This window comes from Streptomyces fulvoviolaceus (genome assembly GCF_000718165.1).
GTDB classification, from domain to species: domain Bacteria; phylum Actinomycetota; class Actinomycetes; order Streptomycetales; family Streptomycetaceae; genus Streptomyces; species Streptomyces fulvoviolaceus.
The window spans coordinates 1-24603 of the sequence record NZ_JOEY01000018.1 but is presented as its reverse complement, the minus strand read 5'-3'; the positions used below and the strand labels follow the sequence as shown (position 1 = coordinate 24603).

At 71.0% G+C, this 24603-nt stretch carries 22 protein-coding genes and 1 pseudogene; 15 read left to right on the top strand and 8 right to left on the bottom strand.

Annotated features, from left to right (window positions below; translation table 11 throughout):
• The first annotated feature begins 107 nt into the window (after positions 1-107).
• Positions 108-707, top strand: coding sequence for a class I SAM-dependent methyltransferase (locus IG08_RS0120365; RefSeq protein ID WP_043454792.1), 600 nt, complete (start codon positions 108-110; stop codon positions 705-707).
• A gap of 5 nt (positions 708-712) precedes the next feature.
• On the opposite strand, the gene IG08_RS0120360 is transcribed toward IG08_RS0120365, so the two are convergent.
• Positions 713-1468, bottom strand: coding sequence for an alpha/beta fold hydrolase (locus tag IG08_RS0120360; RefSeq protein ID WP_030604231.1), 756 nt, complete (start codon positions 1466-1468; stop codon positions 713-715).
• Positions 1469-1589: 121 nt separating this feature from the next.
• Here IG08_RS0120360 and IG08_RS0120355 point away from each other — a divergent pair, with 121 nt between their 5' ends.
• On the top strand, positions 1590-2114 hold the full coding sequence (locus IG08_RS0120355; RefSeq protein ID WP_030604228.1) for a PadR family transcriptional regulator: 525 nt from the start codon (positions 1590-1592) through the stop codon (positions 2112-2114).
• On the opposite strand, the gene IG08_RS0120350 is transcribed toward IG08_RS0120355, so the two are convergent.
• A complete protein-coding gene (locus IG08_RS0120350) occupies positions 2100-2996 on the bottom strand; it encodes an oxygenase MpaB family protein (RefSeq protein ID WP_030604225.1) in 897 nt (298 codons plus the stop codon). The genes IG08_RS0120355 and IG08_RS0120350 overlap by 15 nt on opposite strands.
• A gap of 99 nt (positions 2997-3095) precedes the next feature.
• On the opposite strand from IG08_RS0120350, the gene IG08_RS0120345 reads away from it, so the two are divergent.
• The 3 genes and pseudogenes from IG08_RS0120345 to IG08_RS61425 form a co-directional block, all read left to right on the top strand.
• The gene (locus IG08_RS0120345; protein WP_030604222.1) at positions 3096-3392 is read left to right on the top strand and encodes a hypothetical protein; all 297 of its coding nucleotides are present in this window, start codon (positions 3096-3098) and stop codon (positions 3390-3392) included.
• A 135-nt stretch (positions 3393-3527) separates the two neighbouring features.
• The gene (locus IG08_RS0120340; protein WP_030604220.1) at positions 3528-4370 is read left to right on the top strand and encodes a hypothetical protein; all 843 of its coding nucleotides are present in this window, start codon (positions 3528-3530) and stop codon (positions 4368-4370) included.
• An 11-nt stretch (positions 4371-4381) separates the two neighbouring features.
• Positions 4382-4579: pseudogene (locus IG08_RS61425) on the top strand (hypothetical protein); the annotation flags it as partial.
• Here the strand turns inward: IG08_RS61425 and IG08_RS0120335 are convergent.
• Both IG08_RS0120335 and IG08_RS0120330 read right to left on the bottom strand, forming a co-directional pair.
• Positions 4554-4736, bottom strand: coding sequence for a hypothetical protein (locus tag IG08_RS0120335; protein WP_030604217.1), 183 nt, complete (start codon positions 4734-4736; stop codon positions 4554-4556). The pseudogene IG08_RS61425 and the gene IG08_RS0120335 overlap by 26 nt on opposite strands.
• A gap of 117 nt (positions 4737-4853) precedes the next feature.
• Positions 4854-5909 (bottom strand): fatty acid desaturase family protein, encoded by a 1056-nt coding sequence (locus tag IG08_RS0120330; RefSeq protein ID WP_030604214.1) that lies wholly within the window; start codon positions 5907-5909, stop codon positions 4854-4856.
• A 247-nt stretch (positions 5910-6156) separates the two neighbouring features.
• Here IG08_RS0120330 and IG08_RS0120325 point away from each other — a divergent pair, with 247 nt between their 5' ends.
• The 3 genes from IG08_RS0120325 to IG08_RS0120315 all read left to right on the top strand — a co-directional run bounded on the left by IG08_RS0120325 (position 6157) and on the right by IG08_RS0120315 (position 11751).
• On the top strand, positions 6157-9021 hold the full coding sequence (locus tag IG08_RS0120325) for a DEAD/DEAH box helicase (protein WP_030604211.1): 2865 nt from the start codon (positions 6157-6159) through the stop codon (positions 9019-9021).
• Positions 9018-10259: an SWIM zinc finger family protein gene (locus tag IG08_RS0120320; RefSeq protein WP_030604209.1), complete on the top strand. Its 1242-nt coding sequence runs from the start codon at positions 9018-9020 to the stop codon at positions 10257-10259. The genes IG08_RS0120325 and IG08_RS0120320 overlap by 4 nt, the downstream gene beginning before the upstream one ends.
• 151 nt (positions 10260-10410) lie before the next feature.
• Positions 10411-11751, top strand: a complete 1341-nt coding sequence (locus tag IG08_RS0120315) for an esterase-like activity of phytase family protein (RefSeq protein WP_030604207.1) — start codon at positions 10411-10413, stop codon at positions 11749-11751.
• Positions 11752-11785: 34 nt separating this feature from the next.
• Here the strand turns inward: IG08_RS0120315 and IG08_RS61420 are convergent, their stop codons facing one another.
• On the bottom strand, positions 11786-12235 hold the full coding sequence (locus IG08_RS61420) for a hypothetical protein (RefSeq protein WP_234342928.1): 450 nt from the start codon (positions 12233-12235) through the stop codon (positions 11786-11788).
• A gap of 175 nt (positions 12236-12410) precedes the next feature.
• The gene (xylA, locus tag IG08_RS0120305; protein WP_030604201.1) at positions 12411-13577 is read right to left on the bottom strand and encodes a xylose isomerase; all 1167 of its coding nucleotides are present in this window, start codon (positions 13575-13577) and stop codon (positions 12411-12413) included.
• A gap of 179 nt (positions 13578-13756) precedes the next feature.
• Between xylA and xylB the strand changes: the two genes are divergently transcribed.
• The 7 genes from xylB to exaC all read left to right on the top strand — a co-directional run bounded on the left by xylB (position 13757) and on the right by exaC (position 22710).
• Positions 13757-15202, top strand: coding sequence for a xylulokinase (gene xylB / locus IG08_RS0120300; protein WP_030604198.1), 1446 nt, complete (start codon positions 13757-13759; stop codon positions 15200-15202).
• 40 nt (positions 15203-15242) lie between these two features.
• A complete protein-coding gene (locus IG08_RS0120295) occupies positions 15243-16451 on the top strand; it encodes an ROK family transcriptional regulator (protein WP_030604195.1) in 1209 nt (402 codons plus the stop codon).
• A gap of 178 nt (positions 16452-16629) precedes the next feature.
• Entirely contained in the window at positions 16630-18114 is a 1485-nt protein-coding gene (locus IG08_RS0120290; protein ID WP_030604192.1) for an APC family permease, read from the top strand.
• Positions 18111-19124 carry an acetamidase/formamidase family protein gene (locus tag IG08_RS0120285; protein WP_030604189.1) on the top strand — a complete coding sequence of 338 codons (1014 nt, stop codon included), beginning with the start codon at positions 18111-18113 and terminating at the stop codon, positions 19122-19124. The genes IG08_RS0120290 and IG08_RS0120285 overlap by 4 nt, the downstream gene beginning before the upstream one ends.
• Positions 19125-19152: 28 nt before the next feature.
• Positions 19153-19752 carry an N-acetylmuramoyl-L-alanine amidase gene (locus IG08_RS0120280; RefSeq protein WP_030604186.1) on the top strand — a complete coding sequence of 200 codons (600 nt, stop codon included), beginning with the start codon at positions 19153-19155 and terminating at the stop codon, positions 19750-19752.
• 76 nt (positions 19753-19828) lie between these two features.
• Positions 19829-21109: a helix-turn-helix domain-containing protein gene (locus tag IG08_RS62510; RefSeq protein ID WP_030604184.1), complete on the top strand. Its 1281-nt coding sequence runs from the start codon at positions 19829-19831 to the stop codon at positions 21107-21109.
• Positions 21110-21186: 77 nt separating this feature from the next.
• Positions 21187-22710 carry an acetaldehyde dehydrogenase ExaC gene (gene exaC, locus IG08_RS0120270; protein ID WP_030604181.1) on the top strand — a complete coding sequence of 508 codons (1524 nt, stop codon included), beginning with the start codon at positions 21187-21189 and terminating at the stop codon, positions 22708-22710.
• Positions 22711-22807: 97 nt separating this feature from the next.
• Here exaC and IG08_RS0120265 read toward each other — a convergent pair whose 3' ends face one another.
• Both IG08_RS0120265 and IG08_RS0120260 read right to left on the bottom strand, forming a co-directional pair.
• Positions 22808-22975, bottom strand: coding sequence for a hypothetical protein (locus tag IG08_RS0120265; RefSeq protein ID WP_043454771.1), 168 nt, complete (start codon positions 22973-22975; stop codon positions 22808-22810).
• 434 nt (positions 22976-23409) lie between these two features.
• Positions 23410-24453 (bottom strand): transaldolase, encoded by a 1044-nt coding sequence (locus IG08_RS0120260; protein ID WP_043454789.1) that lies wholly within the window; start codon positions 24451-24453, stop codon positions 23410-23412.
• Positions 24454-24603: the final 150 nt, after the last annotated feature.

Sequence of the window (24603 nt, the reverse complement as noted above, 5' to 3'; positions counted from 1 at the left end):
TTTCGAAAGGTGTTGGAATATGACGCAGAGATGCACCTGAACGATCGCGTCCCGCTCGAACATGCGCACTGCGGCGTCATCCGTGTCGGTGAGGGATCATGCGGAACATGAGCGACGACCACACACACATCCAGGAGTTCTTCGGTGCCCGCGCCGCCGACTGGGACAGCCGGTTCCCGGACGACGGCCCCGCCTACGCCGCCGCGGTCGCCGAGCTCGGGCTGCGCGCGGGGGACCGCGTCCTGGACGCCGGCTGCGGCACCGGACGGGCCCTGACGCCCCTGCGTGGGGCCGTGGGGCCCTCGGGAGTGGTCCTGGGCGCCGACCTGACCCCGGCCATGCTCCAGGCCGCCGTACGGGCGGGACGGGACCGGGACGGGCAGTTGCTGCTCGCCGACGTGGCCGCACTGCCCTTGCGTTCCGAATCGCTGGACGCCGTGTTCGGAGCGGGCCTGATCTCCCACCTGCCTCATCCGGCCGAGAATCTCCGGGAGTTGGCGCGTGTCGTCCGCCCCGGCGGCAGCCTCGCGCTGTTTCATCCGATCGGCCGGGCGGCGCTCGCGGCGCGCCAGGGACGGCAGATCACTCCTGACGACCTGCGTGCGGAACCCAACCTCCGCCCCCTACTGGTCGGTTCGGGGTGGCGCATGACGTCGTACGTCGACGAGGACGCCCGGTTCCTGGCCCTGGCCGTCCGCGAGGGCTGACGCCCTCAGTCCCGCCCGGCGACCGCAGCCACGAAGGAGTCGGGGCGGTCCAGCATGACGTTGTGCCCGGCACCGGGCACGACCACCACCCGCACACCCGCCGCCTCCAGGGCTTCCCGTCCCTCGAGTTCACCGCTGAGCTCGCCCTGAAGGTACACGCGGTCGATCGGCAGCCCTTCGAGGATGTCGCGCATCACGGGGTCCGATCCGCGCCGCAGCCCGACGGCAGTGCGGTGCAGGGCGCGCGGGTCGGCCAGCCGCATGGTCGCCGCCCACAGGGGCCCGACCTTCTCGAGCACGCGCGCGTACCCGCCGTCGACGAAGGCGTCCTCCTCGTGGGCGGCGATGCCGCTGCTGCCCGCGGCAGGCGGTGGAAAGGCGTCGAGGTTGGCCTCGGTGAGGACCAGCCGTGCCACAAGGTCGGGCCGACGGTGGGCGAGCACAATGGCGACGGCTCCGCCCATGCTGTGCGCGATCAGTTCGGCACCGGTCAGGCCTGCCGTGTCGAGTGCGGCCGCCAGGGCGTCCGCGTGGTCCTCCAGCGTGTAGCCGAAGTGTTCGGGCCGGTCGCTGATGCCGTGCCCGGGCAGGTCCACGAACAGGCTGCGCCGACACGCGAGTTCGGGCCGGGCCGCGATGTGCGCGTGGTACACGGCCGAGACCGATCCCAGCCCGTGCACGTACACACGCGCGGGTTCCTCGCCGGGCGTCTCCGTCCAACGGATGCAGCTTCCCTTGTCGTCGAACTCGGCGTGCCTCATCGCGTCCCCTCAAGAGCCTCTTCGGTCATCTCCAGAACAGGAAGATACATCGTCACCGATGTATAGCGTCAATGGAGTATCACGGCACAGATGTACAGCGTGAGTGCGAGAGAATGCGCGCATGCTGGAGCTCGCCATCCTCGGATTCCTCTACGACGCCCCACTGCACGGCTATGAGCTGCGCAAACGCATCACCGCGCTGACGGGACACGTGCGTCCCGTCGCCGAGAGCACGCTGTATCCCGCGATCAAGCGGCTGGAGAAGGCGGGCCTGCTGGCACGCACCACGGAGCCCGGCTCCGTCGCCGCCCCTCGGCACGTCCTGACACTCACCGACGAGGGCCGGCGGGAGCTGCGCCGTCGGCTGGCCGAACCGGCCCGCGGCGACATCACCGATGAGAACCGGTGGTTCACGCTCCTCGCCTTCCTCCGGCATCTGGACGACGCCGGCGCGCAGACGGCCGTACTGCGGCGCAGGCTCGCCTTCCTGGAGGAACCCGCGAGTTTCTTCTACGAGGGTGACCGGCCGCTGCGCGCCGAGGAGTTGGACGATCCCTTCCGGCGCGGCATGCTGACCATCGCGCGTGCCACGTCCCGGGCCGAACTCGCCTGGCTGCGCGAGACGATCACCTCACTCGGTGGCTGACCGGTTCACGTGCGGCACCGGACAGCCCCGTACGCCGGGAACGGGGCGCGTACCCAGCTCGTCGAGCCGATAGCCGTCCTGGTAGCTCTTGATCTCCCAGTTCTGCCGCGCGTGGTGCGGTGCGCGCCGGGGCGGCAACAGGCGGACCGCACGCCCACGCGTGCGTACCGCGCGGCGTACGAGCGCGCGGGTGGCGGCGCCGGGAGGCGCGTAGCGGAAAGCCCGCAGAAGCGATTCGTCGAGCAGGGCGAGCGTCGAGGTGCGCAGGAGCGGCGCGAGCGGGCGCGGGTACCACGAGGCCATCAGGTCGAGCGTGGCGTCCGAGACCTGCCTGGCCTTCACGTCCCAGGCGAAATGAGCCTCTTCGTAGGCGTCCAGACAGGCCTCGAACTCCTCGTAGGACGCGGGTATGTCCTTGATACCCATGTGCCCTCCCAGCGTGCGGTAGTGGACGGCGGAGGCGACGATCTCGTGGCGTGACAGCCTGCGCCAGCCGTAGGCGTCGATCCAGCGCTTGGGCATCACCACGAACGTACAGAGCACGTACCGCATGTCGTCGTTGCTGATGTCGTAGCTGCGGTGCATCTGGTTGATGCGACGTATCGCCGTGCGGCTCTGATCGCTGTCGAATCCGTGCTCGACGACGGCGTCGAGGAGCAGCACCGTGTCGTCGTATCGTTTCTGTGTGCGCTCCGTGAGCTCCGCCGTCTCGGCGAGGAGTCGCCCGATGCCGGGCACGGCGTACGTGCGGTAGAGAGCCAACTCCAGAGCCCGGGTGAAGTCCCACGGGAACTCGTAGGCCGAGCTGAGCCGGTAGATCTCGGAAGCGTCCTTGTACGGGTCCATCCGCCGGATCTCCTGGAGCCGCTGGAAGCGCTTCACCGCGCCGTCCCCCTTCTGCCGCCGAGGCTCCAACTCTACGTTGAATAGCAGGAGATGAACGATCAGCCTTGGCAACCGCGCAGGGGGAAGGTGGTCATCATGTGGGGCAGGATGCGCAAGTCCGGTGCCAGATTCCTCAATGCCTGGCGAGTCGAGACACAGCCCGGCCGGGACACTCGCACGCACAACCTGTTCGAGGCCGCGGCGGCATACGTCTCGGCCTGTGCGGAGGACGACCAGGAGCGGATCGACGAGGCCGCGGCCTGGGTGTCACCCGAGGCACTGTCGTTCGGGGTCAACGAGCTCGCGTGCCGGGCCGTCATCGCCCTCGCGCGGGAGCGCGACGAGTCGCCGCGTACGGTGGCACGTGCGCTCCTCGGACTGCCGGCAGCCTGACCTGCCGGCAAGAGATGGTCGATTCGCCCCGTCCAGCCGGAAAACTGCAGCTCCGGGTGGGCTGGGCAGTCGTGACAAGCGCCTTCCGCTCGCACTAGGGTGCGCGCCGTTGGACGAACCGATGGGGAGGCTGGGATGGCCGGGACGGACGAGGACGCCGTCGCCGCCGAGGACGATGCGCTCTATGTGCTGACGGCGGTGCTGCTGACGCCGGCGAAGTTCCCGAGCGTGCTGGGCGACGACTATCCGGAGGCCAGCGCGGCGCTCGGTCTTCCACCGCTTGCCGACGGGTACGGCCTGGTGCTCGGCCAGGACGGCGAGGGAGCCCGGTGGACGGTCGTCATCGACGACGTCTCGCTGGTCGCCGTCGCCATCGCCTCCTGGGACTGCGGCATGGAGTACGACCTGTCACCCGACGAACGCACGGTCGTCGCCGCGCTGCCCGGCTGGCCCCTCGCGGTCGCCGTGGCGGCGCCCGGGGTGCCCGCGCCGCACGATCCCGACCCGGAGATCGCCGACGGCCCCCCGCTGGCGCCGCCGGACACCAGCACGTGGGGAGCCGCCCAGCGGCGTCTGGGCGCCGACGAGATCGCGCTGCAGTGGGCGACGTGGCGGGAGCAGATCGACGGCGCGGAATTCCCGACTCCGGGCAGCCCTCCGTCCGGGGCCACCGAAGCCGCGAACGGGGCGGGCAAGAACGGCACCAAGGGGCACAGCGGTATCCGGCGCGTCCTCGCGGAAGCTCGCGCGTACGTGGAGACTCCGCCGCCGCTCGGCCGAGTGCGGTCGTCCTTCGCCCCGGGGGACGCGCGGACACTGCGGGCCGACGGTCCCGGCTGGTCGCTCGTCGCCCGGACCGACGACATCGCGTTCGTGCTGCTCGACGACGAGCCGGGTGAGGTCCTTCCCGTGGGCCGGGGCCCGGAGCTCCCGGGCCTGCTCCATGCGCTCGACAAGATGGCCGTACGCCCCAGCTGAGCCCGCGCGCGGACCGGCTGCGGCCGGTCCTGCCGCGCTACCGGGCGGCGTTCGACGTGCTGGTCCGACAGGTGGAGCGGGGCGTCCGGCCGCCCGCGGACCGTGCCGTCGGCAGGCCCGCGAGCGGCGATGTGGTCGACTTCTGCGCCCCGGTCGACCGGGCGTCGCCCGCGCGGTGGTGCGTCAGCGGCCGATCTCCTTGCGCGTGACACGGCGCAGCTTGCGCCGCTGCGAGGGGTCCAGCGTGAGGTAGGCAGCGGCCGGGACTCCCAGGACGATCAGGAGCGCCGCCCACCAGGGCAGCCAGATCAACAGAAGGATCCCGACCGCCACACCTCCTGCGGCGATCTTCGCGTTCTTCGACATGTGTGTCGCCTCCTTCGCGGCCAATGCCGCTCTCTGTCCAGAAGAACGGGCCCGCGCTTCCAGCGGTTCCGGACCGCGACCCTGAGACGCCCCTGAGACATCCCGGAGGTGCGACCCCTAGTCCGCCCGCAGGGGCTCCCCCACCTCGTGCAGATGACTGAGCGCCTGCCGGTAGGAGTCGACGAGGCCGGTCTCCATATACGGGATACCCAACTCTCGGCAGTGGGCGCGCACCAGGGGCTGGGCGAGCCGCAGATGGGGCCTGGGCATGCTGGGGAAGAGGTGATGTTCGATCTGGTAGTTGAGGCCGCCGAGGAACCAGTCGGTGACGGGACCGCCGCGGACGTTGCGCGAAGTGAGCACCTGGCGGCGCAGGTGACCCCAGGGCTCGCCGTTCGGGTCCGGCATCTCCATGCCCTTGTGGTTGGGGGCGAACGAAAGCCCCAGGTGCAGGCCGAGCAGCGCCTGGTGGAGAGCGGCGAACGCCAGCGCCCGGCCGGGAGACATGGAGGTGAGCAGCAGCGTCGCGTAGCCCGCGACATGGCTCACCAGGAGTACGGCCTCCACGGCACGCTCCCGGGGCTGCTGCCGGCGCAGGTCCTGGAAGCCCTGGATCTTCAGGGCGATGCCTTCGAGGAGGGTGAGCGGGAAGAACAGCCAGGCCTGGTTGCGGGTCAGCCAGTGCCGGAAGCCCGTGCGGTCCTTCGCCTGTTCGCCGGTGAAGACGAGGATGTCCGCGGCGACGTCGGGGTCCTTGTCGATGTGATTGGGATGGGCGTGGTGGCGGTTGTGCTTGCGGTTCCACCAGGAGTAGCTCATCCCCAGCAGCAGGTTGGCGTGGATCAGGCCGATGGCTCGGCCCACTACCTTGTTGCCGGTGATCTGCGCGTGGCCCGCGTCGTGGCCTATGAAGGCGGTGCGCGCACAGAACACCGCGAGCAGTGGCGCCAGGAGCAGCGTCCACCAGGAGTCGCCGATCAGGACGACGGCCGTGACGACGCCGGCGAGAGCGAGGGCGTTGACGGCGATACCGCGCGCATACCAGTCGAACCTGCGGTCCAGTAGGCCCTGGCCTTTGACCGTGCGCAGGAGAGGCGCGAACTCGCTCCCGCCGGACGGTGGACCGGACGTCCCGGGCGGGTGGACTGCGAGGGTCGCGGTGGGCTGGGACATGTCCGGACTCCGACTCTCTCAGGAAACGGGCTGACCTGAGGAAACGTACGGACTGGTGACCTGTCGCGACCATGACGCCACCCCCCGTGCGCATCCGGGGGCCAGCACCGTGCATGGAGGGGGGTTGACGACACCCCGCCCACAGGGCGACCCAGGTCGCATCTTGGCCATGCCGGACAGTCCGCCCGGATGCTGTACCCTCGGCGGCTCCAGCTCGGTAGTCAAATTTGAGGAGTACGGTATTCCTGTGCAGAGGATTCCCGTGGCCGCACCCTCCGAGATCTCCGCACTGTCCGGCTGTTGTGCCGTGTTCGTGCCCGGCGACCCGGCCCGCACCGGCAACGTCGCCTTCTGGCGGCCCGACGGTGATCCGCCTCCCGCCGTCGAGGCCGGGTCGGTCGAGGAGCTGACCGTCGTGGTGCCCGGCGGCGACGGTGTGGAGCTGTGGGACGTGCCCGCCGTACTGCTGCCGGTCCGCGCTGCCCTGCCGGTCCTCACGCGTGCGCGTGCCGCCGCGCACGCGCACCGGGCGGCCGAGTTCTGGGGTGCCGCAGCCGTGCTGGCCCTGCAACTCGCGGCCCGCGGACTGCTGTTGCCCGGCCTGTCCCCGCACGACCACGACGCCTGGCGCACCGGCCCCCTGGCCGCCACGGACATCGAGCACGTGCGCCGGCTCGCCGCCGCGATGCCGCCCGAGGCGCACGCCGTGCCGGTGGACGGCGTCGAGCCGCTGCGGCTGCCCGACCCGGAGCGGCTGGTGCGCGCCTTCCTGGACGCGGTCGCCGACACGCTCCCCCGCTCCCCCGCGGCACCGCTCGTGACAGGCGGACCCGCCTACGCGGCCACGGAGCCACAGCACATGCCGGAGCAGCGCGCATGGGCCGCCGATGTCGCCGCGGGCCACGACGCGGGCGTACGGGTCTCGCTCCGGGTCGAGGTGACCGGTCTGACCACCGGGGCGCCGGAGGACACGGCGCCGTCGTTCCGGGTCGTGCCGCAGGTACAGAGCGTGAGTGATCCGGCGATCGTCGCGGACGTCGCCGAGGTGTGGGCCGAATCCGGTCCCACGGCCGGGGCCTTCGGCCCGCGCGCGCGGATGGACGCACTCCTCGCGCTGCGCCGGGCCGCCCGGGCGTGGCCGCCGCTCACACCCCTGCTCTCGGCGGCCGTGCCCGATGCCTTCGAACTCGCCGACGAAGAGGTCACCGACCTCCTCTCGGAGGGCGCCCGGAACCTCGCCGCCATGGGTGTCGAGGTGCATTGGCCGAAGGAGCTGGCCCGCAAGCTCACCACCCGCGCCGTGGTCGGCCCGCCGGACGACTCGTCCGGGCCCGAAAGACTCGCCTCGGACACCCCCTCGTTCCTGTCCGCCGACGCCCTCCTCGCCTTCGACTGGCGGTTCGCACTGGGCGACCAGCGGCTCACCCGCGCGGAACTGGACCGCCTCGCCGAGGCCAACCGTCCCGTCGTGCGGCTTCGCGACCACTGGGTCCTGGTCGACCCGCACGAGGTCCGCCGAGCCCTGGCCCAGCAGGACCGCAAGGTCACGCCCATCGACGCGCTGAGCGCCGCTCTGACGGGCTCGACGGAGATCGACGGCCGCCGGGTCCACGTGGAGCCCACGGGGTGGCTGGCGGCTCTGCGGGAGCGGCTCACGGACCCCGAGGCACAGGAGCCGGTCGAACAGCCCGCCGCCCTCGCCGCCACGCTGCGGGACTATCAGCGACGGGGCCTGAGTTGGCTGGCCCGGATGACGTCCCTGGGCCTGGGCTGCTGCCTGGCCGACGACATGGGGCTCGGCAAGACGATCACCCTGATCGCGCTCCACCTGCACCGGCAGACCGACCAGGCGTCCGCCGGTCCCACGCTCGTGGTGTGCCCGACGTCCCTGATGGGCAACTGGCAGCGCGAGATCGAGAGGTTCGCGCCCGGCACGCCCGTGCGCCGCTTCCACGGGTCGCGGCGCGACCTCGACGGCCTGGCCGACGGGGAGTTCGTGCTCACCACGTACGGCACGATGCGCCTGGACGCACCCCGACTGGCCGCCGTGCCGTGGGGCCTGGTCGTGGCGGACGAGGCGCAGCACGTGAAGAACCCGTACTCGGCGACCGCCCGGGAGCTGCGCTCGATCGGCGCACGCGCACGTGTGGCGCTCACCGGCACCCCGGTGGAGAACAACCTGTCGGAGCTGTGGGCGATCCTCGACTGGACCACCCCGGGTCTGCTGGGCCGGCTCGGCACCTTCCGCACCCGGTACGCGCAGGCCGTCGAGAGCGGTCAGGACCCGGCCGCCGCGGAGCGACTGGCCCGGCTCGTGCGCCCCTTCCTGCTGCGCCGCCGCAAGTCGGATCCGGGGATCGCGCCCGAACTGCCGCCGAAGACCGAGACCGACCGAGCGGTGTCGCTCACCAAGGAACAGGCCGGGCTGTACGAGGCCGTGGTGCGCGAGACGCTCGCGGAGATCTCCGGCGCGGACAGCATGGCGCGGCGCGGGCTGATCGTGAAACTGCTGACGGGCCTGAAGCAGATCTGCAATCACCCTGCCCAGTTCCTCAAGGAGGAACGGCCGCGGATCGCCGGTCGCTCCGGGAAGCTGGAGCTCCTGGACGAACTCCTCGACACGATCCTCTCCGAGGAGGCGGCCGTCCTGGTCTTCACGCAATACGTGCGGATGGCCCGCCTCATCGAACGCCACCTGGCGGCCCGTGGCACGCCCACGCAGTTCCTGCACGGAGGAACCCCCGTGCCCGAGCGCGAGGCGATGGTACGGCGCTTCCAGGAGGGCGAAGTCCCGGTCTTCCTGCTGTCGTTGAAGGCCGCGGGCACGGGACTGAACCTCACGCGGGCCGAACACGTCGTGCACTACGACCGCTGGTGGAACCCCGCCGTCGAGGCGCAGGCCACCGACCGCGCGTACCGCATCGGCCAGACCCGTCCCGTGCAGGTGCACCGGCTGATCGCCGAGGGAACCATCGAGGACCGCATCGCCGAGATGCTGAACCGTAAGAGAGAGCTTGCCGACGCGGTGCTCGGGGCAGGCGAGGCGGCGCTGACCGAACTGACGGACGCGGAACTGGCCGATCTGGTGGAACTGCGAGGGGGTGCACGATGACCGGGTACGACGGTGACACGGAGCGTACGTTCGCCGCGTTGGCGCCCGCGCACGGGCGGGGTTTCGCGCAGACGTGGTGGGGCCGGGCCTGGCTGCAGACGCTGGAGGACACGGCGCTGGACTCAGTACAGGTGAAGACGGGCCGCAGGCTCGCACGCGCGGGTGCGGTGGGCGCGGTGTCCGTGCGGCCGGGGCGCATCACAGCCGTCGTCCAGGACCGTGACCGCACGGCGCACCGGGCCGACGTCCTGCTGGCCGAGCTGTCCGCCGAGCAGTGGGACCGATTTGTCGACATGGCCGTCGAGCGGGCCGGACATGTGGCGGCGTTGCTCGACCGCGAGATGCCGCCGCACCTGGTCGAGGACGCGGCGGCCGCGGGGATCGAGCTGCTGCCGGGCCTGGGCGATCTGGAACCGGAGTGCGACTGCGGAGCCTGGGACCACTGCGGGCACACGGCAGCCCTCTGCTACCAAGTGGCACGGCTGCTCGACCAGGACCCCTTCGTGCTGCTGCTGATGCGCGGCCGCGGCGAACGCGCCCTGCTGGAGGACCTCCAGGACCGCAGCGCCACTCCCGCCGAGGTGACCCCCGAGCCTGCGGGAGTGGATGCCGCGGAGGCGTACGCGGACGGCGGCATCCTGCCGCCGCTGCCCGCCGCGCCCGAACTCCTCATGGAGCCCGGCATACCCCCGTCCCTGGACACCGAGGCCTCGCCCGGGCCCGGCGTCGACGCGGCCGCCCTGGAGTTCCTGGCCGCCCGGACAGCCGTAGAAGCGCATCGCCTGCTGGGCGAGGCTCTCCGGGCCGGCACAGAACAGCGCGAGTTGACGGTCGCCCAGGACGCCGTCCGACTTGCCGCGGGCGAACCGGGGACGGCGGTGACGGACCGGCTCGCCGCCGGCTCGGGACGCGGCCGGGAGCAACTGGCCCTGGCAGTACGGGCGTGGCGACTCGGAGGTGTGGCCGCGCTGTCCGTGCTGGAGGAGGAGTGGACCGTCGAGGGCGAACCCCTCGCACGCGCGCGTGCCGCCCTGGACTCGGCCTGGGACGAGGACGAAAGGCCGGTCCTGCGGGCGAGGGGCAACCGGTGGTCGGTCGTGGGTACACCGAGTCAGCTGCGGCTCGGACGCGACGGCCGCTGGTGGCCGTACCGGAAGGAGCGCGACCGTTGGGTGCCCGCGGGCGGCGCGACTCAGGACCCCGCGACGGCGCTGGCCTCGGCGGAGCCCGCTCCCTAGCAAGAGGCCTTCTGAGGAACGCTCCCCGAAGGGACATGCGGCGTCGGCTCGACGAGCGGCCGACGCCCGGCGTTCACCCGACCGTGGTGCGGCGTTCCGCGCGGGGCCCAAATCTGGCCACTGTCACCGAACTTGGTCCTCAGGAGGCCCGATGTCCCTGCATGCCACCGGCCGGCGCCACGTCCGACGTACCGCGGCGGCGGGTGTGCCCCTCGCCGTGATCGCCGCCCTCGTAGCGGCGGGCCCGGCCGCGGGCACCACGTCCGGTCAGGCGCACGTCGTCCGCACGGCGACGCTCGGCGACATTCCGCTCGGCGCGTTCAGCAACACGCTGCTGCCCGGCACCGTGGACAACGACCGCGGCGTGGACCTCGGTGGCATCGGCAGTGACATCTACCCGGCGGGCCGCAAGGGCGAGTTCTGGACGGTCACCGACCGCGGTCCCAACGGCCAGATCAAGGTGGACGGCACGAAGCGCCGCACGTTCCCGGTGCCCGGCTTCGATCCGGCGATCGTGAAGATCCGCGTGTCCGGCGACAGCGTGCGGGTGCTGGACGCGATTCCGATCACCACCGCCTCCGGAAGGGCCGTCACCGGGCTGTCGAACCAGGCGTCGCGTGACGAGGCGCCGTACTCCTACAACGCGCGGACTCCTCTCTCGTACAACCCGAACGGCCTGGACACCGAGGGCATCGTGCGGGCCGCGGACGGGAGTTTCTGGCTCGTCGACGAGTACGGACCCTCGCTCGTCCACGTATCCGCGCGCGGGAAGGTACTCACGCGCTACGTACCCGAGGGACTGAGCCTCACCGGCGCCGACTACCCGGTGGTGGAGGCGCTGCCCTCCGTCCTGCTGCACCGGAAGGTCAACCGCGGTTTCGAGGGGCTCGCCCAACTGCCCGGCGGAGACCTGGTGCTGGCTGTGCAGAGCCCGCTGTCACTGCCGGACACGGACTCCGGAGAGGCCTCCCGCACCACCCGCCTGCTGCGATTCTCGACCAAGAAGAAGGCGGTCACCGCCGAGTACGCGTACCGCTTCGACCCCGTGAACGTGGTGGATCCGAGCGAGGACGACACCTCCGAGCTCAAGATCTCCTCGGTGGTCGCCGTGGGCGGTGACCGGCTGCTGGTCGAGGAGCGGACCGACAAGGCCGCACGACTGCAGCTCGTCCGTCTGGACCGCGACGCGAACATCCTCGGCGGCCCCTGGGACGACGACACGACGTCTCCGTCGCTGGAGCAGCTCGACGACCCGGCGGCCTCGGGCGTGCCCGTGCTAGCCAAGCGACTGGTCGTCGATCTGGGGACCGTCGCCGGCGTGCCCGGGAAGATCGAGGGCGTCGCGCGCGTGGACCACGACACGCTCGCGCTGATCAACGACAACGACTTCGGGATGACGGACGGCGCGGCAGCGTTCGACGCCGAGGGCCGACTGGTCGACAGCGGCGTGGAGACGACGGTGACCTACGTTCGGCTGCCGCGCGGCCTCTGACCTCAGGAGCCGGCCGTCCGGTCTCAGGAGCCGGTCATCCGAGCAGGGACGGGATCAGCGATTCGAGATCACTGGGAACCTCGCTCGGGAACTGCGACGGCAGCTCGCTCGGCAGCTGACTCGGCAGCTCCGTCGGGAGGCTGAAGGACGGCGAGGGAGAGCCGCTCGTGCTGCTCTCGGAGGCGGGGCTCTTGTCCGGCGACTCGTCGCTCCCCGACGCCATGAGCACTACAGCGGCGACCGCCACGGCGGCCACGATCACGGCGAGCAGGGCGAAGAGCGGGCTCCGGCGCCTGCGCGGGCCGCCGGGCCCACGCCCGCCCGGATCACCGACCGGGGCCATCCTCTGGGTCGGCGGCAGACCGTCGTACGCGTTCGGCCCGTTGTGGCCGAAGTCGTCGGGAGGCGGTCCGAAACCGCCGCCCGGAGGCGGCGGGCCACCAGGCGGACCGGGCGGACGAGGCGGTACGGGCGGCATGGCCATACCATCCAGAGTCGCCTCGAACCGGTCATCGGGCGAGCCCCGCGCGGAAGTTGATACGGCCTCATGCCATGGATCGCATGATTCCGGAACATTCCGCGCGGGGCCGCTCCGACCGACACGCGCGCGCGTTCGGCGGAGGCCACTCACAACCGGCCGCACGCCCGCGTGGGTTCAATCAGCCACGCGCACCCAGCAGGTGGTCCATCGCCAGCTGGTCGAGCTGCTCGAAGGCCATCCCGCGCGCGGCGGCCGACTCGGCGTCGAAGTCCTCGAAGGCGCTGCGGTCCGCGAGCAGCGACTTCAGGCCGTCGGCCGCGGTGGGCTGGGCCAGCTCGTCCAGACGCGAGGCCCGCAGGGCCGCCTGGACCTCCGGGTCGGAGCGGAACGCTGCCGCACGCTCCTTCAGCATCAGGTAGTTGCGCATGCAGCCCGCGGCCGACGCCCACACGCCGTCGAGGTCCTCGGTCCGCGGCGGCTTGAAGTCGAAGTGCTTGGGGCCCGCGTAGCCGGCGCTCTCCAGGAGGTCGACCAGCCAGAAGGCGGCGCGCAGGTCGCCGGCGCCGAAGCGCAGGTCCTGGTCGTACTTGATGCCGGACTGGCCGTTGAGGTCGATGTGGAAGAGCTTGCCCGCCCACAGGGCCTGCGCGATGCCGTGCGGGAAGTTGAGCCCGGCCATCTGCTCGTGGCCGACCTCGGGGTTGACGCCGTAGAGCTCGGGGCGCTCCAGGCGCTCGATGAACGCCAGCGCGTGGCCGACCGTGGGCAGCAGGATGTCGCCGCGCGGCTCGTTCGGCTTGGGCTCGATCGCGAACTTCAGGTCGTAGCCCTGCTCGATCACGTACTCGCCGAGGAGGTCGAAGGCCTCCTTCATGCGGTCGAGGGCGACGCGCACGTCCTTCGCGGCACCGGACTCGGCGCCCTCACGACCACCCCAGGCGACGTAGGTCTCGGCACCGAGCGAGACCGCCAGGTCGATGTTGCGGATCGTCTTGCGCAGGGCGTAACGGCGCACGTCGCGGTCGTTGGCGGTGAACGCGCCGTCCTTGAAGACGGGGTGCGTGAAGAGGTTGGTGGTGGCCATCGGCACCTTCATGCCGGTCGCGTCGAGGGCCTCCCGGAAGCGCTTGATGTGCCCCTCACGCTCACTGTCCGAGGACCCGAAGGGGATCAGGTCGTCGTCGTGGAAGGTCACGCCGTGGGCGCCGAGCTCGGCCAGGCGCTGCACCGACTCGACCGGGTCGAGGGCACGGCGGGTGGCGTCGCCGAACGGGTCCCGTCCCTGCCAGCCGACGGTCCACAGGCCGAAGGTGAACCTGTCCTCGGGGGTGGGCTGGTAGTTCATGCCGCGGCTCCTTGCTTGCTCCGACTATTTCGTCATGGCAGTTTACAAATTAGTATGCCGACGCATCTCTGGGAAGGGGACAAGATGTTCCCGAAGGAGGAGTTCCGGATCTCCATGATCCAGAAACCTCGAGGAACCCCAGGTCAGCCCCATAGAGCCGCGCAAAAAGGGAGAACGCGATGTCAGCAGCCGAGGGTCCGCTCGTCGTCGGCGTGGACACGTCCACCCAATCGACCAAGGCGCTCGTCGTCGACGCGTCCACCGGACAGATCGTCGCGAGCGGCCAGGCCCCGCACACCGTGTCCTCCGGCGCCGGCCGTGAGAGCGACCCTCGCCAGTGGTGGGACGCCCTGCTCGAGGCCCTGCACCAGTGCGGTGACGCGGCCCGCGAGGCCGCCGCCGTGTCGATCGGCGGGCAGCAGCACGGCCTGGTCACACTGGACGCCCAGGGGGAGCCGGTGCGTCCGGCCCTGCTGTGGAACGACGTGCGCTCGGCGCCGCAGGCCCGCCGTCTCGTCGAGGAGCTGGGCGGTCCGAAGGCCTGGGCGGAGCGTGTGGGCAGCGTGCCCGGCGCCTCCTTCACCGTGACGAAGTGGGCCTGGCTGGCCGAGCACGAGCCGGAGGCCCTCCGGGCGACCAAGGCCGTGCGCCTCCCCCACGACTACCTCACCGAGCGCCTCACCGGGCAGGGCACGACCGACCGCGGCGACGTCTCCGGCACCGGCTGGTGGGCCTCGGGCACGGAGTCGTACGACGCCGAGATCCTCGCGCACGTGGGGCTCGACCCCGCCCTGCTGCCCCGCGTGGTCCGGCCCGGCGAAGTGGCCGGCACCGTGCGCGACGGCCACGACCTGCCGTTCTCCAAGGGCACCCTGGTCGCCCCCGGCACCGGCGACAACGCGGCCGCCGCGCTGGGCCTCGGGCTGCGCCCCGGCACGGCGGTGATGAGCCTGGGTACCTCGGGCACGGTGTACGCCGTGTCGAAGCGGCGCCCCGTCGACCCCACCGGCACGGTGGCGGGCTTCGCCGACGCCCACGGCGACTGGCTGCCGCTGGCCTGCACCCTGAACTGCACCCTCGCCGTCGACCGTGTCGCGGCCCTGCTGGGCTTGGACCGCGAGGCCGTGGAGCCCACCTCGGGGGTCACCCTCCTGCCCTACCTGGACGGCGAACGCACCCCGAACCTGCCGAACGCCTCCGGGCTGCTCCACGGCCTGCGCCACGACACGACCGGCGGCCAGCTGCTCCAGGCCGCCTACGACGGTGCCGTCCACTCGCTGCTCGGCGCACTCGACCTCGTCCTCGACGAGGACGCGGACCGCTCGACGCCGCTGCTGCTGATCGGCGGCGGGGCCCGGGGAACGGCCTGGCAGCAGACCGTACGCCGGCTGTCGGGGCGCCCCGTCCAGGTGCCCGAGGCCAAGGAACTGGTCGCGCTCGGCGCGGCGGCGCAGGCGGCCGGCCTGCTGACCGGCGAGGATCCGGCCGCGGTCGCCCGGCGCTGGGACACGGCCGCCGGGCCGGTGCTCGACGCTGTGGAACGGGACGACGCGACGCTGGCCAGGATCGCCGGGGTAGTCTCCGACGCGGCGCCGCTGCTGGAACGCCAGGCGGAAAACCGCTGACAGACGCCCGTAGACGACACCGACCAGGACGGACGGAGGCATGACCGCACCGCTGCACGACGCGCACCCGGCCGGCCCCGGTCGTGCGCTGCCCGACACTCAGCAGGGCATGCGCCGCCGCAACCTCGCCCGGGTGATGCACACCGTCAGCGCCGAGGGACCGCTGTCACGTGCCGCCGTCGCCTCACGCATCGGTCTGACCCGGGCCGCGGTGTCGACCCTCGTCGACGAGCTCATCCGCTCGGGGCTCCTTGAGGAACTGGGCCCCGAGCGCCCCGGCCGGGTCGGCAGGCCGGGCTCCGCGCTCGCCGTCAGCGGGCACGGTCCCGCCGGGATCGGCGCCGAGGTCGGCGTCGACCACCTCGCGGTCTGCGCGGTCGATCTGCGTGGTCAGGTGCGGTCCAGGGCGGTGCGGTACGGCGCGAACCGGGGCCGCTCCCCCGAGCCGGTGATCGCGGAGCTCACCGCTCTGGTGCGCCGGGTCGTCGCGGAGGCGGAGGGCGAGGGCCTGTGGCCCGCGGGGCTCGCCGTGGCCGTGCCCGGCCTGGTGACACGTGACGCCCACACCGTCGTACGCGCCCCGAACCTCGACTGGCACGACACGGACCTCGGCGACCTGCTGCCCGCCGACCTCCCGCTCACCGTGGGCAACGAGGCCAACTTCGGTGCGCTGGCCGAACTCTGGCTCGGCGACGGAACCCCGGACGACTTCCTGCACGTCTCGGCGGAGATCGGAATCGGCGCGGCGGTCGTGGTGAACGGGCAGCTGCTGCGCGGAACGCGCGGTTTCGCGGGCGAGTTGGGACATGTCCCGGTCCGCCCGGACGGGCCTGCATGTCCGTGCGGCGGGCGCGGGTGTCTGGAGCAGTACGCCGGAGAGGAGGCGGTGCTGCGCAGGGCCGGTCTCGAGCCGGGCGAGGACCGCGTCGGGCTGCTCGCACAGCGTGCGGCGGACGGCGACGAGGACGTACGACGTGCGCTGCGCGACGCGGGCGAGGCGCTCGGCATCGCGCTGACCGGGGCGGTCAATCTGCTGGACCCCGAAGGTGTCGTGCTCGGCGGTGCGCTGGCCGGGCTCGCGCCCTGGCTGCTGCCGTCCCTGCAGGACGAGTTGGCCCGGCGCACGGCGGGGCCGGCCTGTCCTGTGTCCGTGTCGCGGCTGGGCTCGGAGGGGCCGTTGCTGGGGGCCGCGCACTCGGTGATCCGGGCCGTCCTGGACGACCCGGCCGCTGTGGCCGAACGGGTCTGATCCGGTCTGATCCTGGGCCGACTTCACTCGTCAGGGTGGGCGGGTTATCCACAATTCCGCGGTCCTCCACCGAAACACCTGGCGCTCTTCTGTCCAACCGGCAGGCGCCGTACCGTGATTCACGCGAGGCACAGCCGTCGTGAGCGGCGGGCATGACCGGCGGAATCGGGGGGTGCACATGTCGGAGGAATCGGCTGAGGGACTGCGGCGCGACGCCATCGGTCTGCGCGAGGTCCTGTTCCAGAGCATCACGGCCATGGCGCCGGCCGCGGCGGTCGCGGCATCCATCCCGTCGGGCGCGGCCTTCGCGGGCGGCAGTCTGCCGCTGTCGGTGCTGATCGCGCTGGTGGCCTGTCTGTTCACGGCGTCCTCGGTGGCGGAACTCGCGCAGCACCTGCCTGCCGCGGGCTCGGTGGCCACGTATACGGCGCAGGGCCTGCATCCCGCCGTCGGTTTCCTCGTCGGCTGGGGCTATGTGTTCGTGGAGGCGCTCGTCCCGCCTCTGCTGCTTCTGCAACTCGGCTTCACGACCGCGGGCACACTGCACCAGGAGTGGTCCTCCTATCCGGAGGACCTGTGGTGGCCGTGGTCTCTGGCGGGCGCCGCGATCATCGCGGCGGCCGGGTATCTGGGGGTGCGCGCATCGGCCCGCTTCGGCACGGTCCTGGGCGTCTTCGAAGTGCTCGTCTTCCTGGTGTTCGCCGTCTGGCTGATCGGCAAGGCGGGCGGGGACAACACCCTGTCGGTGTTCGGGACTTCGCACACAGCCGAGGGGTACGAGGGCCTCAGCGGTGTCTTCGCCGGCTCGGTCTACACAGTGCTGGCCTTCGCCGGGTTCGAGGCCGCGGCACCGCTCGCCGAGGAGACCAAGGACCCACGCCGGACGATGCACCGCGCCGTGCTCGGCGCGGCCCTCGCGATCGGCCTCTTCTACGTGCTCACGACCTACGCCATGACGGTCTACTTCGGGCCGGACCGCTTCGGCGAGTTCGGCGCCTCGGGTGCCGCGTCGTGGGAGGGCGTGGCGCGGGCGTCCTTCGGGATCTTCTGGGTGCTGGTGTTCCTGGCCGTGGTCAACTCGACGATCGCCAACGCCAACGCGTGCGCCAATGTATCGACACGGACGGCCTTCGCCCTGGCCCGCATCCGCGTCCTGCCCCGCTTCCTCGCGGTGCTGCACCCCAAGTACCGCTCCCCCGTCGCCGGTATCGCCGTGCAGACCGTCGTGGCGGTCGGCGCCGTGCTGGGGCTGGGGTTCGGCTACGACCCCGTGACGGCCTTCCTCCTGCTGGCCACCGTGATCGTCACGGTGGTGATCGGCGTCTACATCATGGTGAACCTCGCCTGCGCCGGCTATTTCCTGCGCCGCAGGCGCGAGTCGCTGAAACCGGTACGGCATCTGCTCCTGCCACTCCTCGGCATCCTCGCGTTCGTGCCCGCGCTGCTGACCGCGGCCGGCCTGCCCGTCTTCGACTTCGTCTCCGAACTGACCGCGCCGGTGTCGTACGCGGGCTCGGTCGTCGGGGTCTGGATGGCGGCGGGAGTCGTGGTCCTGGTGGTGCTGATACGACGGCATCCGGGACGCATAGCCGAGACCGCCCGCGTCCACCTGGACGAAACGCCCTCCCCAGACCTGCCCCGGAACGGAGCCACACCGCGATGAACGACCCCCGGATCCTGACCGTACGACCCGAACCGGGCGAGTACGCCTGGACGTTCGGCGGCGCGCCGCCCGTGGCGCGCATCGCGCCCGGCACGGTGCTCGACCTGTACACGGAGGACTGCTTCGCCGGACGGGTGCGATCCGAGAAGGACCTGGTGTCCGAGGTCTGCGAGTTTCCCTTTCTGAACCCCCAGACCGGTCCCTTCCACATCGAGGGCGCCGAGCCGGGTGACACCGTCGCCGTGCACTTCGTGTCGATCGAACCGGCCCGGGACTGGGCCGCTTCGACGACGGTCCCCCTCTTCGGTGCGCTCACCTCGACGCACACCACCGCCACGTTGCAGCCTCCGCTGCCGGAGACCGTCTGGATCTGGCAGCTGGACCGGACCCGCCGCACGGCACTGTTCCGGGCGCGCGACAGTGAGATCGAGATCGAACTCCCGATGGATCCGATGCACGGCACGGTGGGTGTCGCCCCCGCCAATCTGGAGGTGCGCTCGGCGCTGGTGCCCGACGCGCACGGCGGGAACATGGACACGCCCGAGATGCGGGCCGGTGTGACCTGCTACCTCGGGGTGAATGTCGAGGGCGCGCTGCTCAGCCTCGGCGACGGGCACGCCCGGCAGGGTGAGGGCGAGACCTGCGGAGTCGCCGTCGAGTGTGCGATGAACACCGTGGTGATCGTCGAGTTGCTCAAGGGCCTCGCCACGCCCTGGCCGCGCATCGAGTCGGACACGCACATCATCTCGACCGGTTCCGCACGTCCGTTGGAGGACGCCTTCCGGATATCGCAGCTCGATCTCGTGCAGTGGCTGGCGCGGGACTACGGGTTCAGTGAGCTGGACGCGTACCAGTTCGCGACCCAGGCCGTGGAGTCGCCGTTGGCCAACGTGTGCGACACCAACTACACGTGCGTGGCCAAGCTCCGCAAGGAATGGCTGCCCGCACACGAGACGCACCGGGGAGTGCACGCCCGACTGCGGGAGACCGCCGCGGCCCTGCGGGGCTGAACACCGCTGATGCGAAAGGCACTTGTCCATGGAACGCGCAAGACCGCTCCCCAGCAGGCGGCGGCTGTTGAAGGGGGCCGCCCTGGCCGCCGTTCCGTACGCGCTGCTTCCCGACGCGCGGGCGGGGGCGGACCCCCGGGCCGTCGACTACGCGCTCGCCCAGTGGCAGCCGGCGACCGCCGCCAACTACACGACAGCTGACCGCCCTCGCAGCCATACCGTCGACCGCGTGATCATCCACGTCACGCAGACGGCCTTCACCAAGACCCTGTCCATCTTCCGGAACCCGCAGAAGAAAGTGTCCGCACACTACGTCGTGCGGTCGGCAGACGGATACCTCGCGCAGTGCGTCCCAGAGGCCGACATCGCCTGGCACGCCGGGAACTGGGACTACAACACACGCAGCATCGGCATCGAGCACGAGGGATGGGTGGACCGACCCGCCTACTTCACCGACGCCCTGTACGAACAGTCCGCGCGGCTCACGGCGGCGATCTGCGCGAGATACGGCATCCCCAGGGATCGCGCGCACATCATCGGGCACTACCAAGTGCCGGGAACGGACCACACCGACCCCGGCCCGAACTGGGACTGGACGCGTTACATAAGACTGGTCGATTCCGCCTGACCCGGTCGAAACGGTTGTCCGCGCGCGTACCCGGAGTGACGATGTCCCCAGCCGTATCGCCGTCCGGGAGGCCGAGTTGACCGATCCATGGGTGGCCCTGGAGCCGGGGGCCGACCCTGCCGAGCGTGTCCGGATGCTGCGTCGCGCGCACGAGACGTTCACCGAGGCGGGCACGGTGCCACGGCCGGTCCGTTCGGTGGTGGCGGACTCGTGGCGGCGTTCCGCGCGGGCCGGTGTGGGGCCCGACGGGACGGCGAGCGTGGATCTCATGGACGGTGACCTCGGTGTCTATCGCGCCGAGCATCCGCTGGCGCGGGTGATGCCGTTGTTCCGCGAACTGATGGGCACGTTCGCCGCCGACGGCGAGCACCTGCTCGCGGTGTGCGACGCGCACGGCAGGCTGCTGTGGGTCGAGGGGCATGCGACGGCCCGGCGGCAGGCGGGGCGGATGAACTTCGTGCCGGGTGCGCGGTGGGCGGAGACCGCGGTCGGGACGAACGCGCCGGGCACGGCGGTCGCGGTCGACCGGCCGGTGCAGGTGTTCGCGGCCGAGCACTTCAGCCGGCGGGTGCAGCCGTGGACGTGTGCGGCGGCTCCGGTACACGATCCGCGCTCGGGGCGGGTGCTCGGGGCCGTGGACATCACCGGCGGGGACGGGCTGGCGCATCCGCACAGCCTGGCCTTCGTCCAGGCGGTCGCCCGGGCCGCCGAGTCCCAACTGGCTCTGCTCGCCCCGGAGATGCCGGCCGCGGACATGCCCGAGCTGACCGCGCTCGGCCGCGACGAGGCACAGCTGCTCAGCGGCGGGCGCAGGATCAGGCTCAGTCGCAGGCACAGCGAGATCCTGGTGCTGCTGGCCCGTCACCCGGAGGGGCTGACCGGGGACGAGCTGCTGTGCGCGCTGTACGAGGACGAGTCGGTGACTCCGGTGACGCTGCGCGCCGAACTGGCCCGGTTGCGCAGGCTTCTCGGCCCGGGCCTGCTGGCGTCACGGCCGTACCGCCTGACCGTCCCGGTCGAGTCCGATGCGGACGTGGTCGAGCGGCGGTTGGAGAGCGGTGCGGTCACGGCGGCAGCGACGGCGTACGCCGGTCCGTTGCTGCCCTCCTCCCAGGCCCCTGCGGTGGCGAGGCTCAGAAGCCGGCTCGCCGACGGGCTTCGTACGGCGCTGATCGCCCGCCGCGATCCCGACCTGTTGGCCGACTGGGCGCACGCGGCGTGGGGCGAGGACGACCTCGACGTATGGCGGGCGCTCGCTGCGGTGCGGCCGACGGCGGCGGTGCACTCCCGTCTCGCGGCTCTGGAGTCGGAGCTGGCGGTGCCGGCGGACCGGCGCCGAGGAGTCGCGGCAACGTAGTTGCAACGTCCGCTTTCCTAGCCTCGCGCCCAGAGCTGCCCAACGGCGGGCAGCGCTGCTCAAGGAGGCAGGCCGGCATGACCCGTTACGCCGCACCCGGAACCGACGGCGCGATCGTCTCCTACCAGGCGCGCTACGACCACTTCATCGGCGGCGAGTACGTGCCGCCGGCCCGCGGGCAGTACTTCGAGAACCCGTCCCCCGTCAACGGGCAGCCGTTCACGGAGGTCGCGCGCGGTACGGCGGAGGACGTGGAGCGGGCGCTCGACGCGGCGCACGCCGCCGCACCGGCCTGGGGCCGCACCTCGGTGACCGAACGGTCCGACATCCTGCTGAAGATCGCCGATCGCATGGCGGCGAACCTCGAACAGCTCGCGGTCGCCGAGAGCTGGGAGAACGGCAAGCCGGTACGGGAGACGCTCGCGGCCGACATCCCGCTGGCCATCGACCACTTCCGCTACTTCGCGGGCGCGATCCGCGCGCAGGAGGGTTCGCTCGGCGAGGTCGACGACGACACGGTGGCGTACCACTTCCACGAGCCGCTCGGCGTCGTGGCGCAGATCATCCCGTGGAACTTCCCGATCCTGATGGCGGTGTGGAAGCTCGCGCCGGCTCTCGCCGCGGGCAACGCGGTCGTCATCAAGCCCGCCGAGCAGACCCCGGCCTCCCTCCACTACTGGATGAGCCTGATCGCGGACCTGCTGCCGCCGGGTGTGGTGAACATCGTCAACGGCTTCGGTGTGGAGGCCGGCAAGCCGCTCGCGTCCAGCCCGCGGGTGGCGAAGGTCGCGTTCACGGGCGAGACCACGACGGGGCGGCTGATCATGCAGTACGCCTCGGAGAACATCAAGCCGGTCACGCTGGAGCTCGGCGGCAAGTCGCCGAACATCTTCTTCGACGACGTTTGGGCGCAGAACGACGACTTCCGCGACAAGGCGCTCGAGGGTTTCACCATGTTCGCCCTCAACCAGGGCGAGGTGTGCACCTGTCCGTCGCGGGCCCTCGTCCAGCGCGGCCACTACGGCGAGTTCCTGGAGGCCGCGGTCGCCCGCACCGAGCTCATCAAGCCGGGCCACCCGCTCGACACCGACACGATGATCGGCGCCCAGGCCTCCAACGACCAGCTCGAGAAGATCCTTTCCTATCTGGACGTCGGCCGCCAGGAGGGCGCCCGGGTCCTCACCGGCGGCGAACGCATCGATTACGACGGTGAGTTGAAGGGCGGCTACTACGTCCAGCCGACGATCTTCGAGGGCGACAACCGTATGCGGATCTTCCAGGAGGAGATCTTCGGACCGGTCGTCTCGGTGACCTCCTTCGACGACTTCGACGACGCCATCAAGATCGCCAACGACACGCTGTACGGCCTCGGCGCGGGCGTGTGGACGCGGGACATCAACACGGCGTACCGCGCGGGCCGCGCGATTCAGGCGGGCCGCGTCTGGACGAACTGCTACCACGCGTACCCGGCACATGCCGCCTTCGGCGGCTACAAGCAGTCGGGGATCGGGCGTGAGAACCACAAGATGATGCTGGAGCACTACCAGCAGACCAAGAACCTGCTGGTGTCGTATTCGCCGAAGAAGCTGGGTTTCTTCTAGACGCACGAAAAAAGGCGCCTGACCTGGGTTTCACCCGTCAGGCGCCTTTCGCTCAGCCCGCTCTCGGCCGAGACCGCCTTGCGCGCTGACCCCCGGTTCAACCCTCGGGTGCGTCACCTTGGCTGACGCGCTGCCACTCGTTCATGGACTGCTCGATGAGGCGGTTCGCCTGCTCTCGAAGGCCGTCGACGAACTTGGCGTAGTGGCGGAAGAGAACCTCGATGCTCTGGCCGGCGCGGCGGGCGGCGCATTCGGCCGGGTCCACTCCGGAGTAGAGCCAGAACGAGATCCCGGCGTGCCGGAGATCGTAAGGTCGCTTGGCCAGGCGAGAAGGGGCGTGACCACCGCTGACGCAACTCCAACGCCCCCACCGTGACGTCCTGGCCGCTGAACACAAAGAACGCGCCCGCATCCGCTGGGGCGGACGCCCTCTCAGAACCGCAGCCTGAACAACCGACGAACCCACGCGGTCACAGCACCTGGCGCAGTCAGGCGGTGATGGTGACTCGGAATGTTGCTGCCAGTGCCTCCGCCCAAATTCCTCTCGGCTCTCCTGCACCGGCTGCTGGGATCCGGTCGAAGCCACGGCGCCTGGTGCCGTCGCAGATTTGACGCGATGGGCTGGGTCGATGCGTCGTTCACTCGGCTCCCAGCCCGTCACGCACCCATCTCGGACCCTCTCGGAGCCGGCCTACCATCTCAGTCGGCAAGAGCGGTCGCCTTGGGCGGCCGCGCATGCCGTACGGCATTCAGGAGGCTGTCCCAGGACTGCTGGAACTTCTGGAGTCCTTGCGCCTCCAGGACTTGGGCGACATTGAGGTAGGAGATGCCCAGCCCGGCGAGGGCATCGAGGTCGGCACGCGCCTGCTCGTACGTCCCGGCGATGGTGTTGCCGGTGATCTCGCCATGGTCTGCAGTGGCATCGAGGGTGGCCTCCGGCATGGTGTTGACCGTGCCCGGTGCGACCAGTTCGGTGATGTAGAGAGTGTCGGGATAAGAGGGGTTCTTCACCCCCGTCGAGGCCCACAGGGGGCGCTGCTTGTTTGCCCGGCCCCGGTCGAGGTCGGCCCAGGCGCCAGAAGGCTGTGTCGATCCGTCGGCAGAACCGAACACCTCCTCGTAAGCCTGGTAGGCGAGGCGGGCGTTGGCCAGTGCGGACTTGCCGCGGGCCTCCTTGGCCTCCGGGGTGCCGATCGCGTTCAGTCGCTTGTCGATCTCGGTGTCGACGCGGGACACGAAGAAGATCAGCGTGACGTTGACGCTGATGCCGTTGCCGATGACCTCGGTGATCGCCGGCAGGCCCGCCTTGGTGGCCGGGATCTTGATGAGGGTGTTGGGCCGGTCCACCAGCCAGGCGAGCTGCTTGGCCTCGGCCACGGTCGCGGCCGTACCATGCGCGAGACGCGGGTCGACCTCGATGGAGACCCAGCCGTCACGGCCGCCGGTGGCGTCGAAGACCGGGCGCAGGATGTCGGCGGCGTCGCGGACGTCCGCCGTCGTGATCATGCGGACGGCCTCGGAGACCGTCACCCCACGCAGCGCCAGTTCACGGATCTGGTCCGCGTAGTCGTCCCCCCTGCCGACCGCCTGCTCGAAGATGGTGGGGTTGGTGGTCACGCCGACCACATGCTTGCGCTTGATCAGTTCGGCGAGGTCGCCGGAGGTGATCCGTCTGCGGGAGAGGTCGTCCAGCCAGATCGCGACGCCTTCCTCGGAGAGGTACTTGAGTGCGTCGCTGGTCATGGAAGTCGCTTCTCCTGCCTGGTGGTGCTTGCAGTTGCGGTCGCTGCCCAGGGCGGCGAGGGATTCCCGGGCCTTGGCGGCCACGTTCTCCGCAGTGAAGCCGAACTCCTGGAAAAGGACCTTGCCGTCGGCGGAAGCACCGAAGTGCTC